This is a genomic window from Microbacterium sp. CFBP 8801 (assembly GCF_014839455.1).
In the GTDB taxonomy this organism is placed as follows: domain Bacteria; phylum Actinomycetota; class Actinomycetes; order Actinomycetales; family Microbacteriaceae; genus Microbacterium.
The window spans coordinates 36,538-55,867 of record NZ_JACYNU010000003.1 but is presented as its reverse complement, the minus strand read 5'-3'; the positions used below and the strand labels follow the sequence as shown (position 1 = coordinate 55,867).

Annotated in this window: 18 protein-coding genes and 1 riboswitch; of the genes, 11 read left to right on the top strand and 7 right to left on the bottom strand. The window is 72.4% G+C overall.

All coding sequences use genetic code 11. The features are described 5' to 3' along the window. Positions 1-100 precede the first annotated feature (100 nt). The 6 genes from IFR11_RS05015 to IFR11_RS04990 are packed head-to-tail and all read left to right on the top strand — an operon-like array spanning position 101 to position 7,325. A complete protein-coding gene (locus tag IFR11_RS05015) occupies positions 101-1,018 on the top strand; it encodes an ABC transporter permease subunit (RefSeq protein WP_191915422.1) in 918 nt (305 codons plus the stop codon). After that, positions 1,015-1,914 carry an ABC transporter permease gene (locus IFR11_RS05010; RefSeq protein WP_055832798.1) on the top strand — a complete coding sequence of 300 codons (900 nt, stop codon included), beginning with the start codon at positions 1,015-1,017 and terminating at the stop codon, positions 1,912-1,914. Before IFR11_RS05015 ends, IFR11_RS05010 begins: the two co-directional genes overlap by 4 nt. Then, on the top strand, positions 1,911-3,581 hold the full coding sequence (locus tag IFR11_RS05005; RefSeq protein WP_191915421.1) for a dipeptide ABC transporter ATP-binding protein: 1,671 nt from the start codon (positions 1,911-1,913) through the stop codon (positions 3,579-3,581). The genes IFR11_RS05010 and IFR11_RS05005 overlap by 4 nt, the downstream gene beginning before the upstream one ends. Continuing rightward, on the top strand, positions 3,578-5,116 hold the full coding sequence (locus tag IFR11_RS05000) for an ABC transporter substrate-binding protein (protein ID WP_191915420.1): 1,539 nt from the start codon (positions 3,578-3,580) through the stop codon (positions 5,114-5,116). The genes IFR11_RS05005 and IFR11_RS05000 overlap by 4 nt, the downstream gene beginning before the upstream one ends. Then, a complete protein-coding gene (locus tag IFR11_RS04995) occupies positions 5,113-6,336 on the top strand; it encodes an amidohydrolase family protein (RefSeq protein WP_191915419.1) in 1,224 nt (407 codons plus the stop codon). Before IFR11_RS05000 ends, IFR11_RS04995 begins: the two co-directional genes overlap by 4 nt. Next, a complete protein-coding gene (locus IFR11_RS04990) occupies positions 6,336-7,325 on the top strand; it encodes an ornithine cyclodeaminase family protein (RefSeq protein ID WP_156459345.1) in 990 nt (329 codons plus the stop codon). Before IFR11_RS04995 ends, IFR11_RS04990 begins: the two co-directional genes overlap by 1 nt. 424 nt (positions 7,326-7,749) lie before the next feature. Here IFR11_RS04990 and IFR11_RS04985 read toward each other — a convergent pair whose 3' ends face one another. The 7 genes from IFR11_RS04985 to IFR11_RS04955 all read right to left on the bottom strand — a co-directional run bounded on the left by IFR11_RS04985 (position 7,750) and on the right by IFR11_RS04955 (position 14,360). Further along, entirely contained in the window at positions 7,750-8,580 is an 831-nt protein-coding gene (locus IFR11_RS04985) for an SDR family oxidoreductase (RefSeq protein WP_191915418.1), read from the bottom strand. Continuing rightward, positions 8,577-9,353 (bottom strand): enoyl-CoA hydratase/isomerase family protein, encoded by a 777-nt coding sequence (locus tag IFR11_RS04980; protein ID WP_191915417.1) that lies wholly within the window; start codon positions 9,351-9,353, stop codon positions 8,577-8,579. The genes IFR11_RS04985 and IFR11_RS04980 overlap by 4 nt, the downstream gene beginning before the upstream one ends. Then, positions 9,350-10,111, bottom strand: coding sequence for an SDR family NAD(P)-dependent oxidoreductase (locus IFR11_RS04975; RefSeq protein ID WP_191915416.1), 762 nt, complete (start codon positions 10,109-10,111; stop codon positions 9,350-9,352). Before IFR11_RS04975 ends, IFR11_RS04980 begins: the two co-directional genes overlap by 4 nt. 45 nt (positions 10,112-10,156) lie before the next feature. Further along, positions 10,157-11,116, bottom strand: coding sequence for a hypothetical protein (locus IFR11_RS04970; protein ID WP_191915415.1), 960 nt, complete (start codon positions 11,114-11,116; stop codon positions 10,157-10,159). 372 nt (positions 11,117-11,488) lie between these two features. Beyond that, on the bottom strand, positions 11,489-12,274 hold the full coding sequence (locus IFR11_RS04965) for an energy-coupling factor transporter transmembrane protein EcfT (protein ID WP_191915414.1): 786 nt from the start codon (positions 12,272-12,274) through the stop codon (positions 11,489-11,491). Further along, a complete protein-coding gene (locus IFR11_RS04960; RefSeq protein ID WP_191915413.1) occupies positions 12,271-13,719 on the bottom strand; it encodes an ABC transporter ATP-binding protein in 1,449 nt (482 codons plus the stop codon). The genes IFR11_RS04965 and IFR11_RS04960 overlap by 4 nt, the downstream gene beginning before the upstream one ends. After that, on the bottom strand, positions 13,719-14,360 hold the full coding sequence (locus tag IFR11_RS04955) for an ECF transporter S component (protein ID WP_191915412.1): 642 nt from the start codon (positions 14,358-14,360) through the stop codon (positions 13,719-13,721). Before IFR11_RS04955 ends, IFR11_RS04960 begins: the two co-directional genes overlap by 1 nt. Continuing rightward, positions 14,352-14,462, bottom strand: a riboswitch (TPP riboswitch). (Overlaps the previous gene by 9 nt.) 36 nt (positions 14,463-14,498) lie before the next feature. Between IFR11_RS04955 and IFR11_RS16725 the strand changes: the two genes are divergently transcribed. The 5 genes from IFR11_RS16725 to IFR11_RS04930 all read left to right on the top strand — a co-directional run bounded on the left by IFR11_RS16725 (position 14,499) and on the right by IFR11_RS04930 (position 19,268). After that, positions 14,499-16,112 (top strand): D-alanyl-D-alanine carboxypeptidase, encoded by a 1,614-nt coding sequence (locus IFR11_RS16725; protein ID WP_191915411.1) that lies wholly within the window; start codon positions 14,499-14,501, stop codon positions 16,110-16,112. A 5-nt stretch (positions 16,113-16,117) separates the two neighbouring features. Further along, a complete protein-coding gene (locus IFR11_RS04945; protein ID WP_191915410.1) occupies positions 16,118-16,474 on the top strand; it encodes a GntR family transcriptional regulator in 357 nt (118 codons plus the stop codon). 227 nt (positions 16,475-16,701) lie between these two features. Next, positions 16,702-17,010 carry a hypothetical protein gene (locus IFR11_RS04940; RefSeq protein ID WP_191915409.1) on the top strand — a complete coding sequence of 103 codons (309 nt, stop codon included), beginning with the start codon at positions 16,702-16,704 and terminating at the stop codon, positions 17,008-17,010. A gap of 132 nt (positions 17,011-17,142) precedes the next feature. Further along, a complete protein-coding gene (locus tag IFR11_RS04935; protein ID WP_191915408.1) occupies positions 17,143-18,474 on the top strand; it encodes an HNH endonuclease in 1,332 nt (443 codons plus the stop codon). A 128-nt stretch (positions 18,475-18,602) separates the two neighbouring features. Continuing rightward, positions 18,603-19,268 carry an SDR family oxidoreductase gene (locus IFR11_RS04930; protein ID WP_191915407.1) on the top strand — a complete coding sequence of 222 codons (666 nt, stop codon included), beginning with the start codon at positions 18,603-18,605 and terminating at the stop codon, positions 19,266-19,268. Positions 19,269-19,330 lie beyond the last annotated feature (62 nt).

Below are 19,330 nucleotides of genomic sequence, written 5' to 3'. Positions count from 1 at the left end.
ATCGCAATTTGGTACTCCAAAGTGACGCCCGCGTAAGGATCACATTGCGTGTTCGTTACATCGCCTTGGTATACCCGTTGCGCGCCGTAGCGTCACCTCCGTGCTCGCCTTCCTCCTCCGCCGCCTCGCCCTGGCCGGCGCCATGGTCTTCCTCGTGGTCACGATCGGCTTCGTCCTCGGTCGCCTCACCGGCGCCCCCGGCGCACTCCTGCTCCCCGACAACGCCAGCAGTGCCGACGTCGACGCGCTCAACGCCAGCCTCGGCTTCGACCGCCCGGTCATGGTGCAGTACCTCGACTTCCTCCGCGGAGTCGTCGTCGGCGACCTCGGCGACTCGTACCGCCTGCACGAGTCCGCGCTCGGGCTCGTGTGGGAACGCCTCCCCGCCACGGTCGAACTCGCCTTCTGGGCGTTCCTGGCCGGCTTCGCCCTCGCGCTCGTGGCAGCCGTCGTCATCCACCTCAGTGGCAGCCGGATCCTGCGCGCCGTCGTCGGCTGGCTCGGCGCCACCCGGCAGGCGGTGCCCGACTTCTTCTTCGCTCTGCTGCTCGTGCTGATCTTCTCGGTCACGCTCGGCCTGCTGCCGTCCTTGGGCCGCACGAGTCCGGCGAGCCTCGTACTCCCGGTCGTGACCCTCGCCACCGGCCAGTTCGTGATGTATCTCCGCCTGCTCGACGCCGCGCTGAGCGATCAAGCCGAGCAGGACTACGTGCGCACGGCCTTCGCGATCGGCCAGTCGCGACCGACCATCCTGTTCACGCAGATGCTCCCCAACGCCCTGCCGCCGGTGCTCGGCATGGCCGGCCTCAACCTCGGCGGTCTGCTCGGCGGCACCGTCGTGGTCGAGGTGGTGTTCGCCTGGCCGGGGCTCGGCAGCCTGCTGACGGCCGCCGTGAGTCAGCGCGACTTCCCGATCGTCCAGGCGGGGCTCCTCTTCGTCGCCGTCGCCTTCGTCGTCGTCAACACCCTCGTCGACCTGCTCGTCGCCCGCATCGACCCCCGAACGGCCACCTCATGACCACCGTCGCCCTGCCCCCGCTCCCCGAGGCCGCGACCTCGGCACCGCCCCCTCGGCCCCGTCGTCGGCGCCTGCGCCCCTCGGCCGTCGTCGGCATCGTGATGCTCGCCGTCGTGGTCGGCGCGACCGCGCTGCGTCCCGTGCTGCCCGGCTTCGACCCGTTCGGGCAGGACCTGTCGCGCGTCCTTCTCCCGCCCTTCGTCGACCCGGCGCACCCGCTGGGCACCGACCCGCTCGGGCGCGACCTGTTCAGCAGGATCGCCCTCGCCTCCGCCGTCACCCTCGGCATCACGGTGGCCATCGTGTGCCTCAACGCGGTGATCGGCACCACGGTCGGCATCCTGGCCGGCTTCTTCGGAGGGCGGATCGAGTCCGCTCTGTCGGTGCTGTCGAACACCGTGCTGGCGATGCCCGTCGTGCTGCTGCTCATCGCCGTCTGCGCCGTCGTCCCGCCCAGCGCGGGGCTTACGATCCTCGTCGTCGGCTGCACCTGGTGGGTGGGCTACGCCCGGGTCACCCGCAACGTCGCCGCGGCCCTTCGGGCGCAGGACTTCGTCGTGGCACCGCGCACACAGGGTGCCGATCGCTTCTGGTCTCTCACCCGACACGTGCTGCCGAACGTCTGGCCGCACACGCTCATCATCGCCGCGACCGACATCGCCACGATCGTGCTCGTCGAGGCATCTCTGGAGTACCTCGGTCTCGGCGTGCAACCGCCCACGCCCAGCTGGGGCGCCATGATCTACGACGGCCAGAAGTACCTGGCCACCGACCCCTGGCTGGTGATCCTGCCCGGGATCGCGATGTTCCTCGCCGTGGGCGGCGTGCAGTTCCTCAGCCAGCAGTTCACCGCCGAGGCGCGTGGCGCCTTCCTGCGCAAGGGAGCCCGACGATGACCCGTCCCGTCCTGTCCGTCGAGAACCTGCGTCTGGATGCCACGACCGACGAGGGCCACCGCACCGTGGTTCACGACGTCTCGTTCGAGGTGGCGCCCTCGTCCGCGCTCGGCGTCGTCGGCGAGTCCGGCTCCGGCAAGAGCCTCACGATGCTCGCCGCCCTCGGCCTGCTGCCCCCGGGCGTGCGCGTCGCCTCGGGGAGCGTCTGCATCGACGGCCGCGACGTGACGTCGATGAGCGAGCGGGAGCTCCGCAGCATGCGCGGCCGGGTGACCGGGATGGTGTTCCAAGACCCGATGTCGGCGCTCAACCCGCTGCGCTCGGTGGGTGCGCAGGTCGCCGCCGCGGTGCGCGCCCACTCCCCCGCCACCTCGCGCACCGCCGCCCGCCGACGCGCGGTCGAGCTGCTGCAATCGGTGGGCGTCCGCGACGCCGCCGACCGCGCGGCGTCGCGGCCCCACCAGTGGTCGGGCGGCATGCGCCAGCGCGCGGTCATCGCCATGGCCATCGCCAACGACCCGCTGCTGCTCATCGCCGACGAGCCCACCACGGCGCTCGACGTCACGGTCCAGGCGCAGGTCATGGCCCTGCTCGACGACGTGCGCGAACGCACCGGGTCGGCGTTGGCGCTCATCAGCCACGACCTGGGCCTCGTGGCTCAGCACACCGACGACCTCGTCGTGATGCGGTCGGGACGAGTCGTCGAGCACGGTGAGACCCGCGCGGTGCTGTCGGCCCCCGCTCACGAGTACACGCGGCGGCTGCTCGCGGCGGCGCCGTCGACCCGCACCGGGGCGGACCGCCCGGCGCTCGTCGAAACCGCCGAGGAGCCCGCCCTGGAGGTGACCGACCTCGTCGTCGAGTACCCCGGTCGACGAGGCCGACGCACCCGGGCGGTCGACGGCGTGTCCCTGCGCATCCGCGCCGGAGAGACCGTCGCCGTCGTCGGGGAGTCCGGATGCGGCAAGTCGTCGCTGCTGCGCGCCATCCTGGGCCTCACCCCGGCGAGCGCGGGCACCATCCGCTTCGAGGGGCGCACCGTGTCCCCCGACATCGCCGGACGTAGCGCCGAGATCCGCTCGCGCGCCCAGGTGGTGTTCCAAGACCCGTCGTCGGCGCTGGACCCGCGCATGAGCGTCGCCCGCTCCGTCGGCGAACCGCTGAAGATCCGCCGGAGCTTCACTTCGGCGCGCGTGCGCACGCTGCTCGACGGGGTCGGCCTCGACAGCTCGTTCGACGACCGTCTTCCCACCCGTCTGTCGGGCGGGCAGCGCCAGCGCGTCGGCATCGCCCGCGCTCTCGCCCTCGACCCGGCGATCGTGCTGCTCGACGAGCCCGTCTCGGCGCTCGACGTCTCGATCCAGGCGCAGGTGCTCGACCTGCTGGGCGGTCTGCAGCGCGAGCAGCGACTCGCCTACCTCTTCGTCTCGCACGACCTCGGCGTCGTCCGCGGCATCGCGGACCGCGTCGTCGTGATGCAGGCCGGACGCATCGTCGAAGAGGGCCCGACCGAGCGCGTCTTCGCCGAGCCGCGGCATCCGTACACCCGCACCCTGCTCGACGCCATCCCGCATCTCTTCTCCGACTCACCCACCCGGCCCGCGTCACCCACCCTCGCCGACTCACCCGCCCTCTCTACGTCGCCCACCCGAAAGGCCCTCTCATGACCCGCTCGACAGCCCGCCGCGCCCTCGCAGGCGCCGCCGCCCTCACCCTCGGCAGCGTGATCCTCGCCGGATGCGCCGGCGGATTCGACTCCCCCACCGGCTCGGGCGAGACCGCCCGCACGAGCCTGACCGCCGCTCTGCCCACCGATCCGAGCTCCATGGACCCCATCCGTTCGGGCGCGCTGGTCGTACTGTCGGTCTTCTTCCACACCCACGATCAGCTGGTGAAGATCGCCGCCGACGGCACCCTCGAGCCGAAGCTCGCGACGGACTGGAAAGCCAACGACGACCTGACCCAGTGGGAGTTCACGCTCACCCCCGACGTGACCGCCAGCAACGGCGAGGCCATCGACGCCGACGACGTGGTCTTCACGTACGAGACGATCCTGGGCGATCCGAGCGGCGAGAACTACGCCTACCTCTCGTCCCTCGACAGCGTCGAGGCGGTGGATGCCACCACCGTGCGCTTCACCCTCAAGCAGCCGTTCTCGGCCTTCCCCCGCAACACCTCGCTCATCTCGATCGTGCCCGCCGACACCTACCAGCAGATGGGGGCCGACGCCTACGCCCGGGAGCCGATCGGATCGGGGCCCTACGTCTTCGACAACATCACCACGGGCGTGTCGTACGACCTGAAGCGCAACGACGACTACCGGGGTCCGGCCCCGGTCATCGAGGAGATCTCGCTGCAGCCGGTGTCGTCCACCGAATCGCGCGCGAACGGCGTGCTCTCGGGCAGCCTCGATGTCGCCCAGATCGGACCGACGCAGGTGGCCTCGGTGCAGGCCGCGCCGTCGGCGCAGACCTTCTCGGCCGCCTCGAACGGGGTCGTCTTCCTCGGCGTGAACTCCACCGCCGGCCCCCTGCAGGACGTGCGCGTGCGCCAGGCGGTGGCCAAGGCCGTCGACACCCAGGCGATCGTCGACTCCCTGCTGTCGGGACTCGCCGAGCCCGCGAAGGCCATGATCGCGCCGGCGGTGGAGGGCTTCTCCGACTCCGTCCAGCCCATCGGCTGGGACCCCGACGGCGCGCGTGCGCTGCTGGCCGAGGCCGGCTACGACGGCACACCGATCCCGTTCGACTACGCCACCGACGGTCGCATCCCTCTCTCGAGCGAGGTGGCCCAGAGCATCCAGGGCTACCTGCAGGCCGTCGGCATCGCCGTCGACATGCGCGGCGCCGACCAGCAGAGCCACACGCTGAAGGTGCGCGGCCGCGAGATGCAGGGCGTCTACCTCAACACCTGGGCCCCCTCCACGCTCGACGGCGACCTGCCCCTCACCGACTTCTACGAGACGGCCGGCAACAACAACTACGCGCAGGATCCCGCCACCGCCGCCTGGGCGGCGGAGCAGCGCGGGGTCGAGGGCGACGCACGCCAGCAGGTCTTCGAGGAGCTGTTGGACTACAGCAACACGCAGGGCTACTTCGTTCCGCTGTACGTGCCCTTCAACAACTTCGCCGCCGTGAGCGGACTGCGCTGGACCCCGCGCGCCGACGGTCTGTACGACTTCACCGGAACGAGCTTCGAATGACCTCCACCGTCCTCACCGACGTCCGCCCCTGGGGCGGTCCCCTCTCCGACGTCGTCCTCGCGGACGGCCTGATCGCCGGCATCCATCCGGCGGGCACGGAACCCATCGACCCCGCGACCGAGACGGTGTCGGGCCGCGGACGCATCCTGCTGCCGTCGTTCGCCGACGTGCACGTGCACCTCGACTCGACGCGCATCGGCCTACCGTTCCGGCCGCACACCGGGGTGCCCGGGGTGTGGGGCATGATGCTGAACGACCGCGACAACTGGCGCCACGCCGAGCGGAGCATGGAGCACCGCGTGGCGACGACGCTCGAGGGCGCGATCGCGCGCGGCACGACCCAGGTGCGCACCTACGCCCAGGTCGACGTCGACGCGGATCTCGAGAGATTGGATGCCGTGCTCGCGGCGCGCGAAGCGAACCTCGACCGGTGCGAGGTCGAGATCATCGCGTTCCCTCAGGCGGGTCTGCTGCGCGAGGCGGGATCGATCGAGGTGCTCGATCGGGCGATGGCCCGCGGGGCCGATGTGGTCGGCGGGATCGATCCGTGCGCCCTCGATCGCGACCCGGTCCGGCATCTCGACGCCGTGTTCTCCATCGCGGAGCGCTACGGCGCCCCCATCGACATCCACCTGCACGAACCGGACCAGCTGGCGAAGTTCTCGGCCGAGCTGATCGTCGAGCGTACCCGCGCCCTCGACATGCGCGGTCGCGTCACGATCTCGCACGGCTACGGCCTGGGGCGCCTGCCCGAGGCGCAACTGCGCGGACTCCTCGAGCAGTTCCGCGACCTCGGCATCTCGATGGCGACAGTGGCGCCGCAGACGCCGCTGCCCACGCGCCTGCTCGACGAGTACGGCATCGCGCTGGGCCTGGGTCAAGACGGCCAGCGCGACTACTGGTCGCCCTACGGCAACACCGACATGCTCGACCGCACCTGGCAGCTGGCCTTCACCAACGGCTTCCGCCGCGACGACCACATCGAGCACTGCGTCGCGATCGCCACGGTGGGGGGTCGCGCGGTGATGGGCCGCGCGGCCATGCCCGCCCTCGGCGCCGACCGCCCCGGCGTCAGGATCGGCGACCCCGCCGACCTCGTGCTGGTCGCCGGCGAGACCGTGACGGCGGCCGTGATGGACCGCCCGAGCGACCGCACCGTGCTCTTCCGCGGTGTCGTCGTCGCCGACGCCCTCGAGCTGACCGACGGGAGCCGCGCCTGATGCTGCTGCTGAGCACGCCCCAGCTGGAGGGTCTCGTCGACCGCGAGGCCATCGCCGAGGCCGTCTCCCGCGGGTTCGCCGAGATCGCCGAGGGCCGCGCCGATCAGCCCGGCCCGACCTCGATGTCGACGCCGGCGGACTCCAACCGCTTCATCCTGATGTCGGCGGTGTCCGAGGCCTCCGACCTCGCGGGCGTCAAGCTCCTCGCCGACGTCCCCGACAACGCGGGGCGCCGGCTGCCGACCCAGCGCTCGATGATCCTCGTCGTCGATCGCGTCGACGGGTCGCCGGTCGCGCTGCTGCACGGCGCCGTGCCGACCCGGGTGCGCACCGCCGCCGCCAGCGCGGTGGCCACCCGCACGCTCTCCCGCCCCGACAGCCGGACCCTCGGCCTGATCGGCGCCGGGGCGTTGGCCCGCGAGCACGCCCTGGCGCTGCGCGACGTGCGGCCCTTCGACCGCGTCGTGGTGTGGTCGCGCACGCGCGAGCGCGCCGAGGGCCTCGCCGCCGAGCTTCGAGACGAGGGATGGCCCACGACGATCGACGTCGTGGCATCCCCTCGCGAGGTGCTCGAGGAGGCCGACGTCGTCTGCACCCTGACCCCGTCGGTGGAGGCGATCGTCGAGGGCGCGTGGCTGCGCCCGGGGCAGCACCTCAACGTCGTCGGAGCCCGCCCGCGCGCGGATGAGCGCGAGGTCGACGGTGCGGCCATGGCCCGATCCTCGATCTGGGTCGACGACCGGGCGACGGCGCGCACGAAGTCGGGCGACCTGCTGCGGGCGATCGCCGAGGGCGCGATCTCCGAGGCCGACGTCGTCGGCACGATCGGAGAGGTCGTCGCCGGTCTGGCGCGGGGCCGCCGGTCGCCGGAGGAGATCACGCTGTTCGACTCGGTGGGGATCGGCGCGCAGGACGTCGCGGTCGCCGACGTCTTCATCCGCGCCGCCCGCGCGCAGGGCCTCGGCACGACGGTCGATCTGAGCGCCTGAGCATCGGTCGCTCGCCGGCTGCGCCCACGCGCGGCGGCGCCCACGCGGCATCCGCGATGCCGATGAACGCTGTTCGTGCGCATAAACGCGGTGACGGAGCGTTTATGCGCTCGAACAGCGTTTATGGACGCATCACACCACCGCGACTCCTCGCCCGCTGGGAGCCGTGCGCCATTGCGGCACCGCGCACCTCGCTCGCGTCGGGCTGGCCCGTCGATCTGTCGTGCGAGCGGTGCACCCGCCCATAAACGCGATTCGTGCCGATAAACGCGGTGACAGAGCGTTTATGCGCACGAACAGCGTTTATGGATGCCGAACGCAGCGCCCCGCGCCGACGGAGGACGCCACGCCCACCGCGGGGCCCCACGACCCCACGCCCACCGCACGACCTCTACCGCCCGAGGAAGCGACCGGAACGCCCCGCTCAGTCCAAGAAGATGTCGGGGTACATCGCGGCATCCGGCGTTCCGGGCACGGCGGCGTAGCCCGAGAAGTCCGTCACCCCGGCGGCCCGCAGCACGTCCTCGACGATCAGCGTCTGCCCGGTCCGCTCGCGCGACGGTGCGGTGAGCACCTCGTACGCCGCGTCGGCGTAGATCTCGGGCGTGCGCGACACGGCCATGAGCCGGTCGCCGCCGATGACGTTCTGCACCGCCGCGGTCGCGATCGTCGTGCGCGGCCACAGGGTGTTGGCGGCGATACCGTCGCCCGCGAACTCCTCGGCGAGGCCCAGCGTCGCCATCGTCATGCCGAACTTCGCGAGGCTGTACCCGGTGTGCGCCCCCAGCCAGCGAGGAGTGACGTTCAGCGGCGGCGAGAGCGACAGGATGTGGGGGTTCTCGGCATCCTTCAGCGAGGGGACCGCGGAGCGCGAGAGCAGAAACGTGCCGCGGACGTTCACGTCCTGCATGAGGTCGTACTTCTTCGTCGCGAGCTCGAGCGAACCCGACAGGTCGATGACGCTGGCGTTGTTCACGACGATGTCGATGCCACCGAACTCCCCCACGGTGCGCCGCACGGCCTCGGTGATCGACTCCTCGTCGCGCACGTCGCCGACGATGGGCAGCGCCTGACCGCCCGCCGCGCGGATCGCCTCGGCGGCGGTGTGCACCGTGCCCTCGAGCTTGGGGTGCGGGGTGTCGGTCTTGGCCAGCAGCGCGATGTTCGCCCCGTCGCGCGCGGCGCGCAGCGCGATGGCGAGGCCGATGCCGCGGCTGCCGCCCGACATGAGGATGGTCTTCCCGGCGAGCGTCACGAGCGTCCTTTCGCGGAGGCAGCGGCGAAGGCGGCGACCCGCGCTTTCGCCTCGGGGGTGTCGAAGGCGGCGCCGATCGTGGCGGCCTCGTCGGCGAGGTTCTCGGCCAGGGTGCGTCCGGCGCCCACGCGCACGAGGCGCGTCGCCTGCCCGAACGCCGCGGTCGCGCCATCGAGCCAGAACCGCGCGATCTCCTCGGCCCGCGACGCCAGATCGCCGGATGCCACGACCTCGGCCACCAGCCCCCAGTCCAGGGCCTCGGCGGCCGAGAGCATGCGGTCCTGCAGCAGCAGCTGCAGCGCACGCCGCTGACCGATCGCCGCGGGCAGCAGGGTGGAGACGCCGAGGTCGGGGGTGAGGCCGATGTTGGCGTAGCGGCTGACGAAGCGGGCGTTCTCGCTCGCGACGACGTAGTCGGCGGTGAGCATGAGGCCGAGGCCGCCACCGGCGACGGCGCCCTGGACGGCGGCGACCATCGGCAGCGGCGCCTCGGCGAAGGTGCGGATGCCGTCGTGGATCGCCTCGGCCGTCTCGGTCACCTCGCGACCCGACGCGCCGGTCGTCGCCATGGCCACGACGTCGCCGCCCGCGCAGAACGCGGGGCCGACGGCATCCAGGATCACCGCTCCGACGGACGCGTCCGACGTCACCTCGTGCGCGACCTCGCGCCAGCGGCGCGCCATCGGGAAGTCCATCGCGTTCAGCGACGCGGCGCGGTCGAAGGTGACGCGCGCGAGCCCGTCCTCGACGTGGAGCAGGATGCCGTCGGTCATTTCGGCGCCATCCGGATCGCGCCGTCGAGGCGGATCGTCTCGCCGTTGAGGTAGCCGTTGTCGGCGATCGCGAGCACGAGACGCGCGTATTCGTCGGGGGTTCCGAGGCGGGAGGGGTAGGGCACCTGCTGGCCGAGCGAGTCCTGCGCCGCCTGCGGGAGGCCCTTCAGCATGGGGGTCTCCATGATGCCGGGGGCGATCGTGACCACCCGGATGCCGTAGCGGGCGAGCTCTCGCGCGAGGGGCAGCGTCATTGCGTGCACGCCGCCTTTGCTCGCCGCGTAGGCGGGCTGGCCGATCTGTCCGTCGAAGGCCGCGACACTCGCCGTGTTCACGATGACGCCGCGATCACCGCTCTCGGTCGCTTCGGTCTTCGCCATGACGGCCGAGGTCTGCGCGACGACGTTGTAGGTGCCGATGAGGTTGACGCGCACGACGCGCTCGAAGTCCTGCAGCGAGGTGGGCGCGCCCTCGCGGTCGAGCACCTTGGCGGGAGGCGCGATGCCGGCGCAGTTCACGACCACGCGCAGGGGGCCGGCTTCGGCGGCGCGGGCGGCGGCGTCCGCGATCTGGTCGGCATCCGTGACGTCGGCCGCGACGAAGGAGCCACCGAGCCCCTCGGCGACGGCGGCGCCGTTCGAGGAGGGCAGGTCGACGATCGTGACGTTCGCGCCCGCTGCGGTGAGGCGGCGGATGGTGGCCAGGCCCAGGCCCGAGGCACCGCCGGTGACGAGGGCGGAGGCTCCTGCGATATCCATGCATTCTCCTTCGAAGCTGAAACCGGGTCCCACCCTAGTCGAGACTCAGGATCGCGACGAGCCCCGCCCGCGTGTGCGCCCGGGGTGGGTGCGGATGGCCGCGGTGGCCGCTCCGTCGACGAGCAGGATGACCTCTTCGGGATTCCAGTCGTACGCGGTGCGCAAGCGTTCACCGAGCGCCGTCGTCGCGTTCGGCACCGACGTCTCCACCCCGCCCGCCACGTCCGCCGCCTCGGGATCGAGGTCGCGTGCGGCGGCGCGCAGGTCGACGAGAAGAGCGCGCATGCGGTCGGGTCCGTACGCCGCGGATGCCAGATCCCAATCGCCGATGACGACGGCGGCGCCGGGTGCGCACCGCGTCGGGGGCTCGGCAACCCGGGGACCGAAGCGCAGACGCACCACCGACGCGCCGTTGAACAGCACGGCGAGCGCGCCCAGCACGGTGGCCGGAGCGAACGAGAAGGCCGTGAGATACAGCGGGGAGTCCCAGCCCGCGCCGAACCCGACCACGACGCGCGCGAGGCTGTACAGCGCGTAGACCGCGGTGACGACGGCGATGACCCGTAGCGGCCCCGACGGTTCCACGCGCGCGCGGATCGCCGCCCACGCGCAGGCCCCGCTGACCACCGTCAACGCCAACGCCTTCACCGCGAGCGACGTCGGCAACGGCACGGTCGCGGTGACCGTGGCCACCAGCAGCGCCAGGGCGAGCGTCGCCATCGAGGTGCGAATGGCCCGGGACCCGTCGAGCACGCGCACCGCCACCAGGAGCAGGGCGGGCGCGAGCACCATCGCCACGTCTCCCGCGACCAGGGTGATCATGCCGCCACCCGTGCCGTAGATGAGGTACATCGCGCTCGAACCGACCGCGCACACTCCCGACACCGCGGCGAAGCGCAGGAAGAGGGTCATCGCCCCGGGGGTCGCGACCCGCGGCAACGCCACGAACAGCACCGCGGCCGCGACCGCGACGCTGACCGCCAACAATCCGATCGACAATTCCATGGCATCCCCCGTGCTCATTCTGCCGCGCTCCGACCCGCCGCACGTACCCCTCGCCCCGCCCCGCTCTCTCCCCGCTCTGTCCCCGCCCGCGCCCCGCCCAGCGCCCCGCCCGCTCCCTCGTCGAGTGTCCAAGACGCGCCGCGCCGCCCGGGCCCACCCCGGCGTGTTCTGGACACTCGACGGCATCGCCGCCGTCCGCGGGTCGCGGGGGTGCGCCGGGCACGCGAGGGTCGTGCGACGAGCATCCCCGTTGTCGGAGAACGGCACGCGACCTGAGCGTTCTCTTCCCCCCTCACCCCCCGTTGAGTGTCCAAAACACGCCGCGCGGGGCCCCCGGGCCGCGGCGTGTCCTGGACACTCAACGGAAGTCGGTCACGTCCCCACGACGCGGAACGCCCCCGTCACCGCCGCCGCCGCCAGCGCGACGGCGATGAGTGCGACCGCGCCGGCGAGGGCCACGGCATCCCGACCCGACAACGTCGACGCGCGCGACCACGTGCGCTCGACGTCGGCGCCGAAGCCGCGGGCCTCCATGGCCGTGGCGAGGGTCGTGCCGCGGCGCACGGCGAAGACCAGCAGCACGAACGCCATCGACAAGAAGCGGCGCACGGCCCCGCGATCGCCCAGACCGCGGGCACGGCGGGCGAGGGTCATCGTGCGCCAGTCGTCGACGAAGAGTCCGACCGTGCGGGCTCCGGCGAGCACGCCCAGCACGAAACGGCTCGGCAGTTTGGCGATCTGGGCGAGGGCGTCGGCGACCTCGGTCGGGTCGGTGCGGGCGAACAGCAGCAGGGTCGGTAGAGCCAGGGCGAACACGCGCAGCAGCACGGCCACCGACAGCGAGAGGGAGTCGTCGCTGATCGTGGCGAAGAGGAACGAGCCGTACACCGTTCCTCCGGGACGGGCGTACAGCAGCATGCTGACCGCAGCGACCGGGGCGAACAGCGCGATCGGCAGCAGGCGTTTCGCGAGCGTGCGGTAGCCCACGCCCGTCAGCGGCACGAGCAGCAGCTCGAGCACGATCGCGGTCGCGGCGCTCACCACGTCGATCGAGGCGAGCAGCGGAACCGACAGCACGAGGGCGATGGCGATCTTCGTGACGGGGTTCACGCCGTCGAGCCAGGCTGTCCTGCGCACCTCGACGGTTGCGCCGGTCACGCCGCGCCCCCGAGCGTGATGCGGTGCTGCCCGAGGTGGCGCACCACGTCGGCGTCGTGCGTGACGGCGACCACCGTGCGCCCGCGCGCGATCTCGCGCTGCAGCAGTCCCACCAGCTCGCTCCAGCCGCGGCGGTCCTGCCCGAACGTCGGCTCGTCGAGCACGATCACCTCCGGAGACGCCGCGAGCACCGTCGCCACCGACAGCCGCCGCTTCTGCCCGCCCGACAGGGTGAAGGGGTTGGCCAGGGCGAGGGATGCTAGATCCAACCGCTCCAACAGCTCGTCGACGATCGCGTCGACCTGGGCCGCCGGCATCCGCAGGGCTCTCGGTCCGACGGCGAGCTCGTCGCGCAGGGTCGCCGCGAGGAACTGGTGCTCGGGCTCCTGGAAGACCGTGCCGATCCGTGTGAGCAACTCGGTCGACCGCCACCGCGAGGGCCGTCGCACCCCGCGGGCGGCGAGCGACTCGGCGGCGACGACCTCGCCCGACAGCTCGGGCAGAAGTCCCGCGAGCGTCAGCGCGAGCGTCGACTTGCCCGCGCCGTTGGGGCCGGTCACGACCGTGCCCGCGCCACGAGGGACGACCACGTCGAGCCCGGATGCGACGACCGTGCGCTTCTCGCGCCCGATCGACAGCGCCGCGGCCGAGAGCACGGCATCCGGGGCCTCGATCGGAGCGAGCACGGGGAGGTCGACCGGGCGACCGGGCACCCAGACGCCCGCCGCGGCGAGCGCGTCGCCGTGGTCGGCGAACACCCGCGCCGGCGGGCCGTCGGCCAGCACGCCGCCGCCGGGGGCGAGCACCACCACCCGCGTCATCAGGTCGGCCCAGACGGCCGTGCGGTGCTCGATGAGCACGACGGTCGTCCCGTCGCTGCGCGCGATGTGCTCGACCGCCCGGCGCACCTCGGCCACGCCGTCGGGATCGAGGTTCGCCGTCGGCTCATCGAGCAGCAGCAGTCCGGGACGCATCGCGAGCACGCCCGCCAGCGCCAGACGTTGCTTCTGCCCGCCCGACAGCGCCTTGGTGGGGCGGTCGAGGGGAACGTCGAGACCCACGGATGCCACGGCCTCGGCCACCCGCGCGGGGATCTCGGCCGCGGGGAGGCCGAGGTTCTCGCACCCGAAGGCGACGTCGTCGCCCACCTTGGACAGCACGATCCCCGCCTCGGGGTCTTGCAGCACCAGGCCGATGCGGCCGCGCTGCGACTCGGGGGCGGCGCCGTCGACGAGGATGCGCCCCGTGCGCTCGCCCTCGTCACTGCCGCCGAGCAGGCCCGCGAGTCCCGCGAGCAGCGTCGACTTACCGGCCCCCGAGGCACCGAGCAGCAGCACGCGTTCGCCGGGCTCGACGATCAGGTCGACGTCGCGGGTGGCGGGGAGCTTGCGGCCGGCGTAGCGCCAGCCCCATCCCTCGACGTCGACGCGGGCGGGGCCCGTCATCAGACGTCGCGGCGCAGTTCCCGCCCCACGGCGAATCGGCTGAGCGCCCCGGTGGCGGCGAGCGCACGCACGAGCAGCCAGCCGACGAGGCCCGCCAGCAGCGCGCCCGAGATCACGAGGGTGCCGAGGTACAGCAGGTTGAACTCGACGGTCTTGGCGATGTTCGGCGAGCTGCCGACGAAGAACTCCAACACCCAGGCGCCGACACCGGCGCCGACGCCCGCGAGCATCGCGACGGGGAGCGTGAAGCGCAGGTAGAGGAAGGCGAGGAAGATCAGCTCCGCACCGAGGCCCTGCGCGAGGCCCGAGAAGATCGTGCCGATGCCCCAGACGTTGCCGATCAGGGCCGACACGACCGCCGCGATCAGCTCGACGAGAAGGGCGGCGCCGGGCTTTCGGATGATGAGCCCGCCGATCACCCCGCCGATCAGCCAGATGCCGACGGCGATGCCGCCGAGGCCGGGGGTGAGGCCGTCCATGGCGGCGAACCACAGCCCTCCGACGGTGTTCCAGCCCCAGAACACGAGACCGATCGCCACGCCCAGCACGGCGGCGACGACGATGTCGACGACGCGCCACTGAAAGCGGTTCGCCGGGGCGACCGCCGAGCGGTTCGCGGGGGCAGACGTAGACGTGTGCATTGTGCTCCTCCCTGCGCCGGCATGATCCGGATCAGGTTCGACGGTCGAAGCGTGGATTCGCTTCCTCTCAGCCCGGCTCACCGGACTCCCGTGGTTGTCGTGACGAGTATAGGGGTGCGCCCGGGGTAGCGTGGGCGGGTGCACGAGCAGACCCCGGAGACACGGCGCGCGCGGCGTGACCCGGCGGACCCCGCGCCCGAGGGCGAAGCGACACCGGATGCCGGGATCCCGCCCGTGACGGCGGACGGCACGGCCACCGCAGGGCCCGGTGCAGAGGCAGCCTCTTCCGGCTCGGACACGTCAGCTCCCGTCGCGGCCGGGGACCCGGCATCCACGCCGCCCTCCGACGCACCGACCTCCGACGCACCGCCCTCCGACGCACCGCCCTCCGACTCACCGGCCGCGGAGCCCACCTCGGCCGCCTTCGCCGCCCTGGGCTGGGTCGATCCCGCCGAGGCCGGCGCCGCGCGACCCGCACCGGCGTTCGTGGTCTCGGGTGCGACCGTGCGTCAGGCCGACCTGCTCGCCGGCACCCGCCGCCGCATCCTGCGACCGGCCACCGTCGTGCCGACGGTGCTGCTGATCCTGCTCGTCGCCGGCTACGCGGCGGCGACCCTGCTGTGGCCGCTGACCGCCGTCGCCCCCACCGTGCGCGCCGTGGCCCTACAGCCCACGGCTGCTCCCTCGGCCGTGCCCGCCTGGCCCGCACAGGGAGAAGCCGCGATCGCCATCGACGGCGTGCCCGAGACGCTGTCGTCGTCGGCGAGCGCACCGGAGTCGATCGCGAGCATCACCAAGGTCGTCACCGCCCTCGTCGTGCTCGACCGACTCCCCCTGGCTCCCGGCGAGCAGGGCAAGTCGTACGCGTTCACTCAGGCCGACAGCGCCGATTACTGGCAGTACCGCGCCCGCGGCGAATCGTCGCTCGACGTTCCCGTCGACGGCAGTCTCACCGAGCTGCAGATGCTGCAGGGCATGCTCATCGCCTCGGCGAACAACTACGCCCAGCGGTTGGCATCCGACCTCTTCCCCTCGGATGCCGAGTTCGCGGCCGCCGCGAACGCGTACCTCGCCGAGCGCGACATCACCGGAGTCACCATCGTGAACCCGACGGGGATCGAGGCGGGCAACACCGCCACCCCCGCCGCCCTCATCGCGCTGGCGGAACGGGCACTGGCCAATCCCGTGATCGCCGAGATCGTGCGGACCCCCGAACTGACGCTCCCCGGTGCGGGCACGTTCAAGAACGGCAATGCACTCTTGGCCGATCCGGGAATCGTCGGGGTGAAGACCGGCACCCTCGACGCGTGGAACCTGCTCACCGCCAAGGACATCGCGGTCGGCGGCACGACGGTGCGCGCCTACGCCGCGGTGCTCGGCCAGCCCGGACCCGACACGCGCAATCAGGCGGCGCGTGACCTGTTCACGCGCATCGAGCAGGAACTGCAGCCCAGCCCCTCGGTGACCGCCGGCACCGTCGTCGGCAAGGTCGAGACACTGTGGGGCCCCGACATCGACGTCGTCACCGACGCCGACGCGACCGTCGTGCTGTGGAACGGCGGCGCCGCGAAGCACACCGTCGACTTCGACCTGGGCGACGCGCGGGAGCCCGGCACCACGATCGGCACGCTGACCGTGACCGGCCCCGTCGACGCCGACACCGTCGACGCGCAGCTCACGGGCGAGATCGAACCACCCGACCCGTGGTGGCGCCTCACCCACCCCCTCGACCTCTTCGGACTGAACGGCTGACGGTCATGGACTTTCGACTGGATGCCGCTTCCCCCACCCCGCCGTTCGAGCAGGTGCGCGCGCAGATCATCGCCGCGATCGACGACGGAACGCTCGTCGCTGGCACCCGGCTGCCTCCGGTGCGCACTCTGGCGGGCGACCTGAACCTCGCGGCGAACACCGTCGCCCGCGCCTACAAGGAGCTGGAAGAAGCGGGGTACGTCGAGACGCGCGGCCGCGCCGGCACGCTCGTCAAGGGCACCGACGCCGCATCGTCGCGCGCCGCCCAGGCGGCACGGACGTACGCCGAGACGGTGCGCCGCCTCGGCGTGGATCCGGGCGACGCGCTGGAACTCGTGCGCGCGGCCCTGCGCGACGGCTGACGGGATCGCGGCGCTCGGCCCCGGGGCGGAGCGTACGCTGCGCGGGGTCTGTTGCCCGGCTCGTTCGCGCGTGAGGACCTGTCGCCCCGCTCCCGCGTGGCGGGGGCTCTGCCGCGCGGCTCGTGTCGTCGTGGCGGTCCCGGAGCGCGCCGAAGGGACCGGACTCGCCCCGGCATCCCGAGGTCCGCGGTGCACCTGAAGCCCGCCTCCTGCGATAGACATCTCCCATGCCCGATCACCACGAGCCCGGGAGCGGCACGGAGCCGGAACGGCGCGCAGAACTGGCGCGCATCGAGCGCCAGCTCTCGGAATCGGTCGAGGCCGCCCTGCGCTATCCCCACAGCCGCCGGTTCGCGATCCACCAGGACGAGCTGCAGGCGCGCGCCAATGTCATCCGGTCGCAACTCGGCGAGCCCGAACGACCCCTGGGGCCCGTGGGGGGACGCCCGGGCCGCTGGCAACGGGCGCTTCTCCTCGCCTCGCTGGCCGCGGCCGTCCTCGTCGTCGTCTGGCTCGTGGCGTCGAGCATGCTCTGACGGCCGCACGAGACGGACGACGCCCCAGCCCGGCCACGCACCTGTCCTCCACAGGCGAGGAAAGTGCAGATCCGTCCCCGGAACGCTCCTCGCGGACCGCCGAATGTCGGAGGTCCGCGCTAGCATGCACACATGCACATCGACACCTCACCGACGGACCCGAAAGGCGGGGCGAAAGCCCTCTCCGCGGTGCTCGCCGAGGTGCTCCGTACCGGTGCCGATCTGGCCGCGGCCGAGGTTCAGCGCACCCGCGCGCTGGCCGAAGCGGGGCACCTCGCGCTCGGCGCCATGGCCGACCGACCCCCGTCGGGGCGGGTGGCCGAGATGGCGTTGCGCGAAGTGGCGTCCGAGCTCGCCGCCGCCGAGAATCTCTCGGACCGCAGCATGCAGACGCAGATCAACGCGGCGATGACCTTGGTCGACGACTACCCCGCCACCCTCGCGGCATGGGAGGCCGGCGCGATCGGTCGACCTCACGTCCGCACGATCCTCGACGCCGGCGAGCCCCTTTCTCCCGACGTCCGCGGCGAGTTCGACGTGCTGGCCGTGGCGACCGCCGAGGGACTGAGCCCCGGGCGCCTGCGTTCGCGTCTTGCTGTTCTCGCCGAGCGGCTGCAGCCGACCACCCTCACCGAGCGCCATCAACGGGGTCGAGAGACGCGGGGCGTGCGCATCGTGACCGGTCGCGACGGCATGTCCGATCTGGTGGCGACCCTGCCGACCGTTCTGGCCGTGGGCGTCTACGACCGGCTCACCCAGCAGAGTCGGGCGCTGATCGACGCGCGCGGCGAGACCACGGTGTCGGTCGCCGACGAACGCACCATGGCGCAGGTGCGGGCCGATGTGCTGGCCGATCTGCTGCTGACCGCCGCACCCGAGGCCGATCCGACGCGGGGCGATGACGGCCCCGGTGTCCTGGGGGCGATCCGCGCTCGGGTGCAGGTCGTCGTGCCCGCGCTCACCATGATCGATCCGGGCAACGAGAACCTCGAGCCCGCCGAACTCGTCGGGCACGGCCCCATCGACGCCGACACGGCACGCGGCCTGGCCGAGTCGACGACCGTTCCGTGGGACCGCCTCATCACGCACCCCGTCACGGGCTCCGTGCTGTGCACCGACACCTACCAGCGCACCTCCGCGATCGACCGGTTCCTGCGGGCCCGCGACCGACACTGCCGCTGGCCCGGGTGCACCGTCCCCGCGGTCCGCTCCGAGGTCGATCACACCCACGACTACGCCCTCGGCGGCGCCACCGAGGTGAGCAACCTCAGTCACCTCTGCCAGCGACATCACACGCAGAAACAGTTCACCCGCTGGACGGTCAGACAACTGGCCGGCGGGGTGCTCGAATGGACGAGTCCGACCGGCCGGGTCTACAGCGACGAACCGCTCCCCTACTCGCCGGCGGTGAGGTTCCTGCCCGACGACCCCTCCCCGCCCGAACGAGAACGCGCCCCCTTCTGAGCCCTCTGGGGTGCACGCCCACTGCCCGCCGGTCTCCGCACCCGAACCGACGAGCCGCACTCCCCAGCGCCCACGCCCCACCCCCGAGTGCTCGCGCACCCCCGAGCACCCGCCCTACGCTCGACTCCATGCCCCTCGCCCTCGTCACCGGCGCCGCGCGCGCGAACAGCATCGCCGCGGGCATCGTCCCACGCCTCGAGGCCGACGGATGGGAGGTCGTCACGAGCGACCTCGCGACCGGCGACTACCCGTGCGATCTGTCGAGCCCCACCGCCCCGACCGACCTGGTCGCCCGGATCTCGAGCGAACGCGGCCCCCTCCACGCGCTCGTGCTCAGCCACGCGCACGACGTGGAGACCGGCATCCTCGACACCACCGCCGAGAGCTTCGACCACCACGTCGCCGTCAACGCCCGCGCCTCACTGCTGCTGATCGCCGCGTTCGCCCGCCAGGTCGATGCCGGCGGCGGCGCGATCGTCGCCTTCACGAGCGACCACACCACGGGCAACCTTCCCTACGGCGCATCGAAGGGCGCCCTGGATCGCATCGTCATCTCGGCCGCCCGCGAGCTCGGACCCCGCAACATCTCGGCCAACGTCGTGAACCCGGGCCCCATCGACACCGGATGGATGGATGCCGAGACCCGAGACGCTCTGACCGGGTACCACCCGCTCGGCCGCATGGGCACCCCGCGAGACGTCGCGGGTGTCACGGCCTTCCTGCTCTCGGAGCCGGGGCGCTGGATCAGCGGTCAACTGCTGCAGACGGACGGCGGGTTCTCGGCGCGATACTGAGCGGCGCGGTACCGACCGTCGCCGTAGTGGCCGTCGCGGTACTGGCCGTCGCGGTACCGACC

Excerpts from the sequence above, each read along its gene's own strand:
- IFR11_RS04930 (WP_191915407.1), top strand. The coding sequence starts at position 18,603 with ATGCCCCTCGCCCTCGTCACCGGCGCCGCGCGCGCGAACAGCATCGCC.
- IFR11_RS04975 (WP_191915416.1), bottom strand. The coding sequence starts at position 10,111 with ATGGATATCGCAGGAGCCTCCGCCCTCGTCACCGGCGGTGCCTCGGGC.
- IFR11_RS04955 (WP_191915412.1), bottom strand. The coding sequence starts at position 14,360 with ATGCACACGTCTACGTCTGCCCCCGCGAACCGCTCGGCGGTCGCCCCG.
- IFR11_RS04970 (WP_191915415.1), bottom strand. The coding sequence starts at position 11,116 with ATGGAATTGTCGATCGGATTGTTGGCGGTCAGCGTCGCGGTCGCGGCC.
- IFR11_RS04990 (WP_156459345.1), top strand. The coding sequence starts at position 6,336 with ATGCTGCTGCTGAGCACGCCCCAGCTGGAGGGTCTCGTCGACCGCGAG.
- IFR11_RS05000 (WP_191915420.1), top strand. The coding sequence starts at position 3,578 with ATGACCCGCTCGACAGCCCGCCGCGCCCTCGCAGGCGCCGCCGCCCTC.
- IFR11_RS04995 (WP_191915419.1), top strand. The coding sequence starts at position 5,113 with ATGACCTCCACCGTCCTCACCGACGTCCGCCCCTGGGGCGGTCCCCTC.
- IFR11_RS05005 (WP_191915421.1), top strand. The coding sequence starts at position 1,911 with ATGACCCGTCCCGTCCTGTCCGTCGAGAACCTGCGTCTGGATGCCACG.
- IFR11_RS04945 (WP_191915410.1), top strand. The coding sequence starts at position 16,118 with ATGGACTTTCGACTGGATGCCGCTTCCCCCACCCCGCCGTTCGAGCAG.
- IFR11_RS04940 (WP_191915409.1), top strand. The coding sequence starts at position 16,702 with ATGCCCGATCACCACGAGCCCGGGAGCGGCACGGAGCCGGAACGGCGC.
- IFR11_RS04980 (WP_191915417.1), bottom strand. The coding sequence starts at position 9,353 with ATGACCGACGGCATCCTGCTCCACGTCGAGGACGGGCTCGCGCGCGTC.
- IFR11_RS05010 (WP_055832798.1), top strand. The coding sequence starts at position 1,015 with ATGACCACCGTCGCCCTGCCCCCGCTCCCCGAGGCCGCGACCTCGGCA.
- IFR11_RS04935 (WP_191915408.1), top strand. The coding sequence starts at position 17,143 with ATGCACATCGACACCTCACCGACGGACCCGAAAGGCGGGGCGAAAGCC.
- IFR11_RS04960 (WP_191915413.1), bottom strand. The coding sequence starts at position 13,719 with ATGACGGGCCCCGCCCGCGTCGACGTCGAGGGATGGGGCTGGCGCTAC.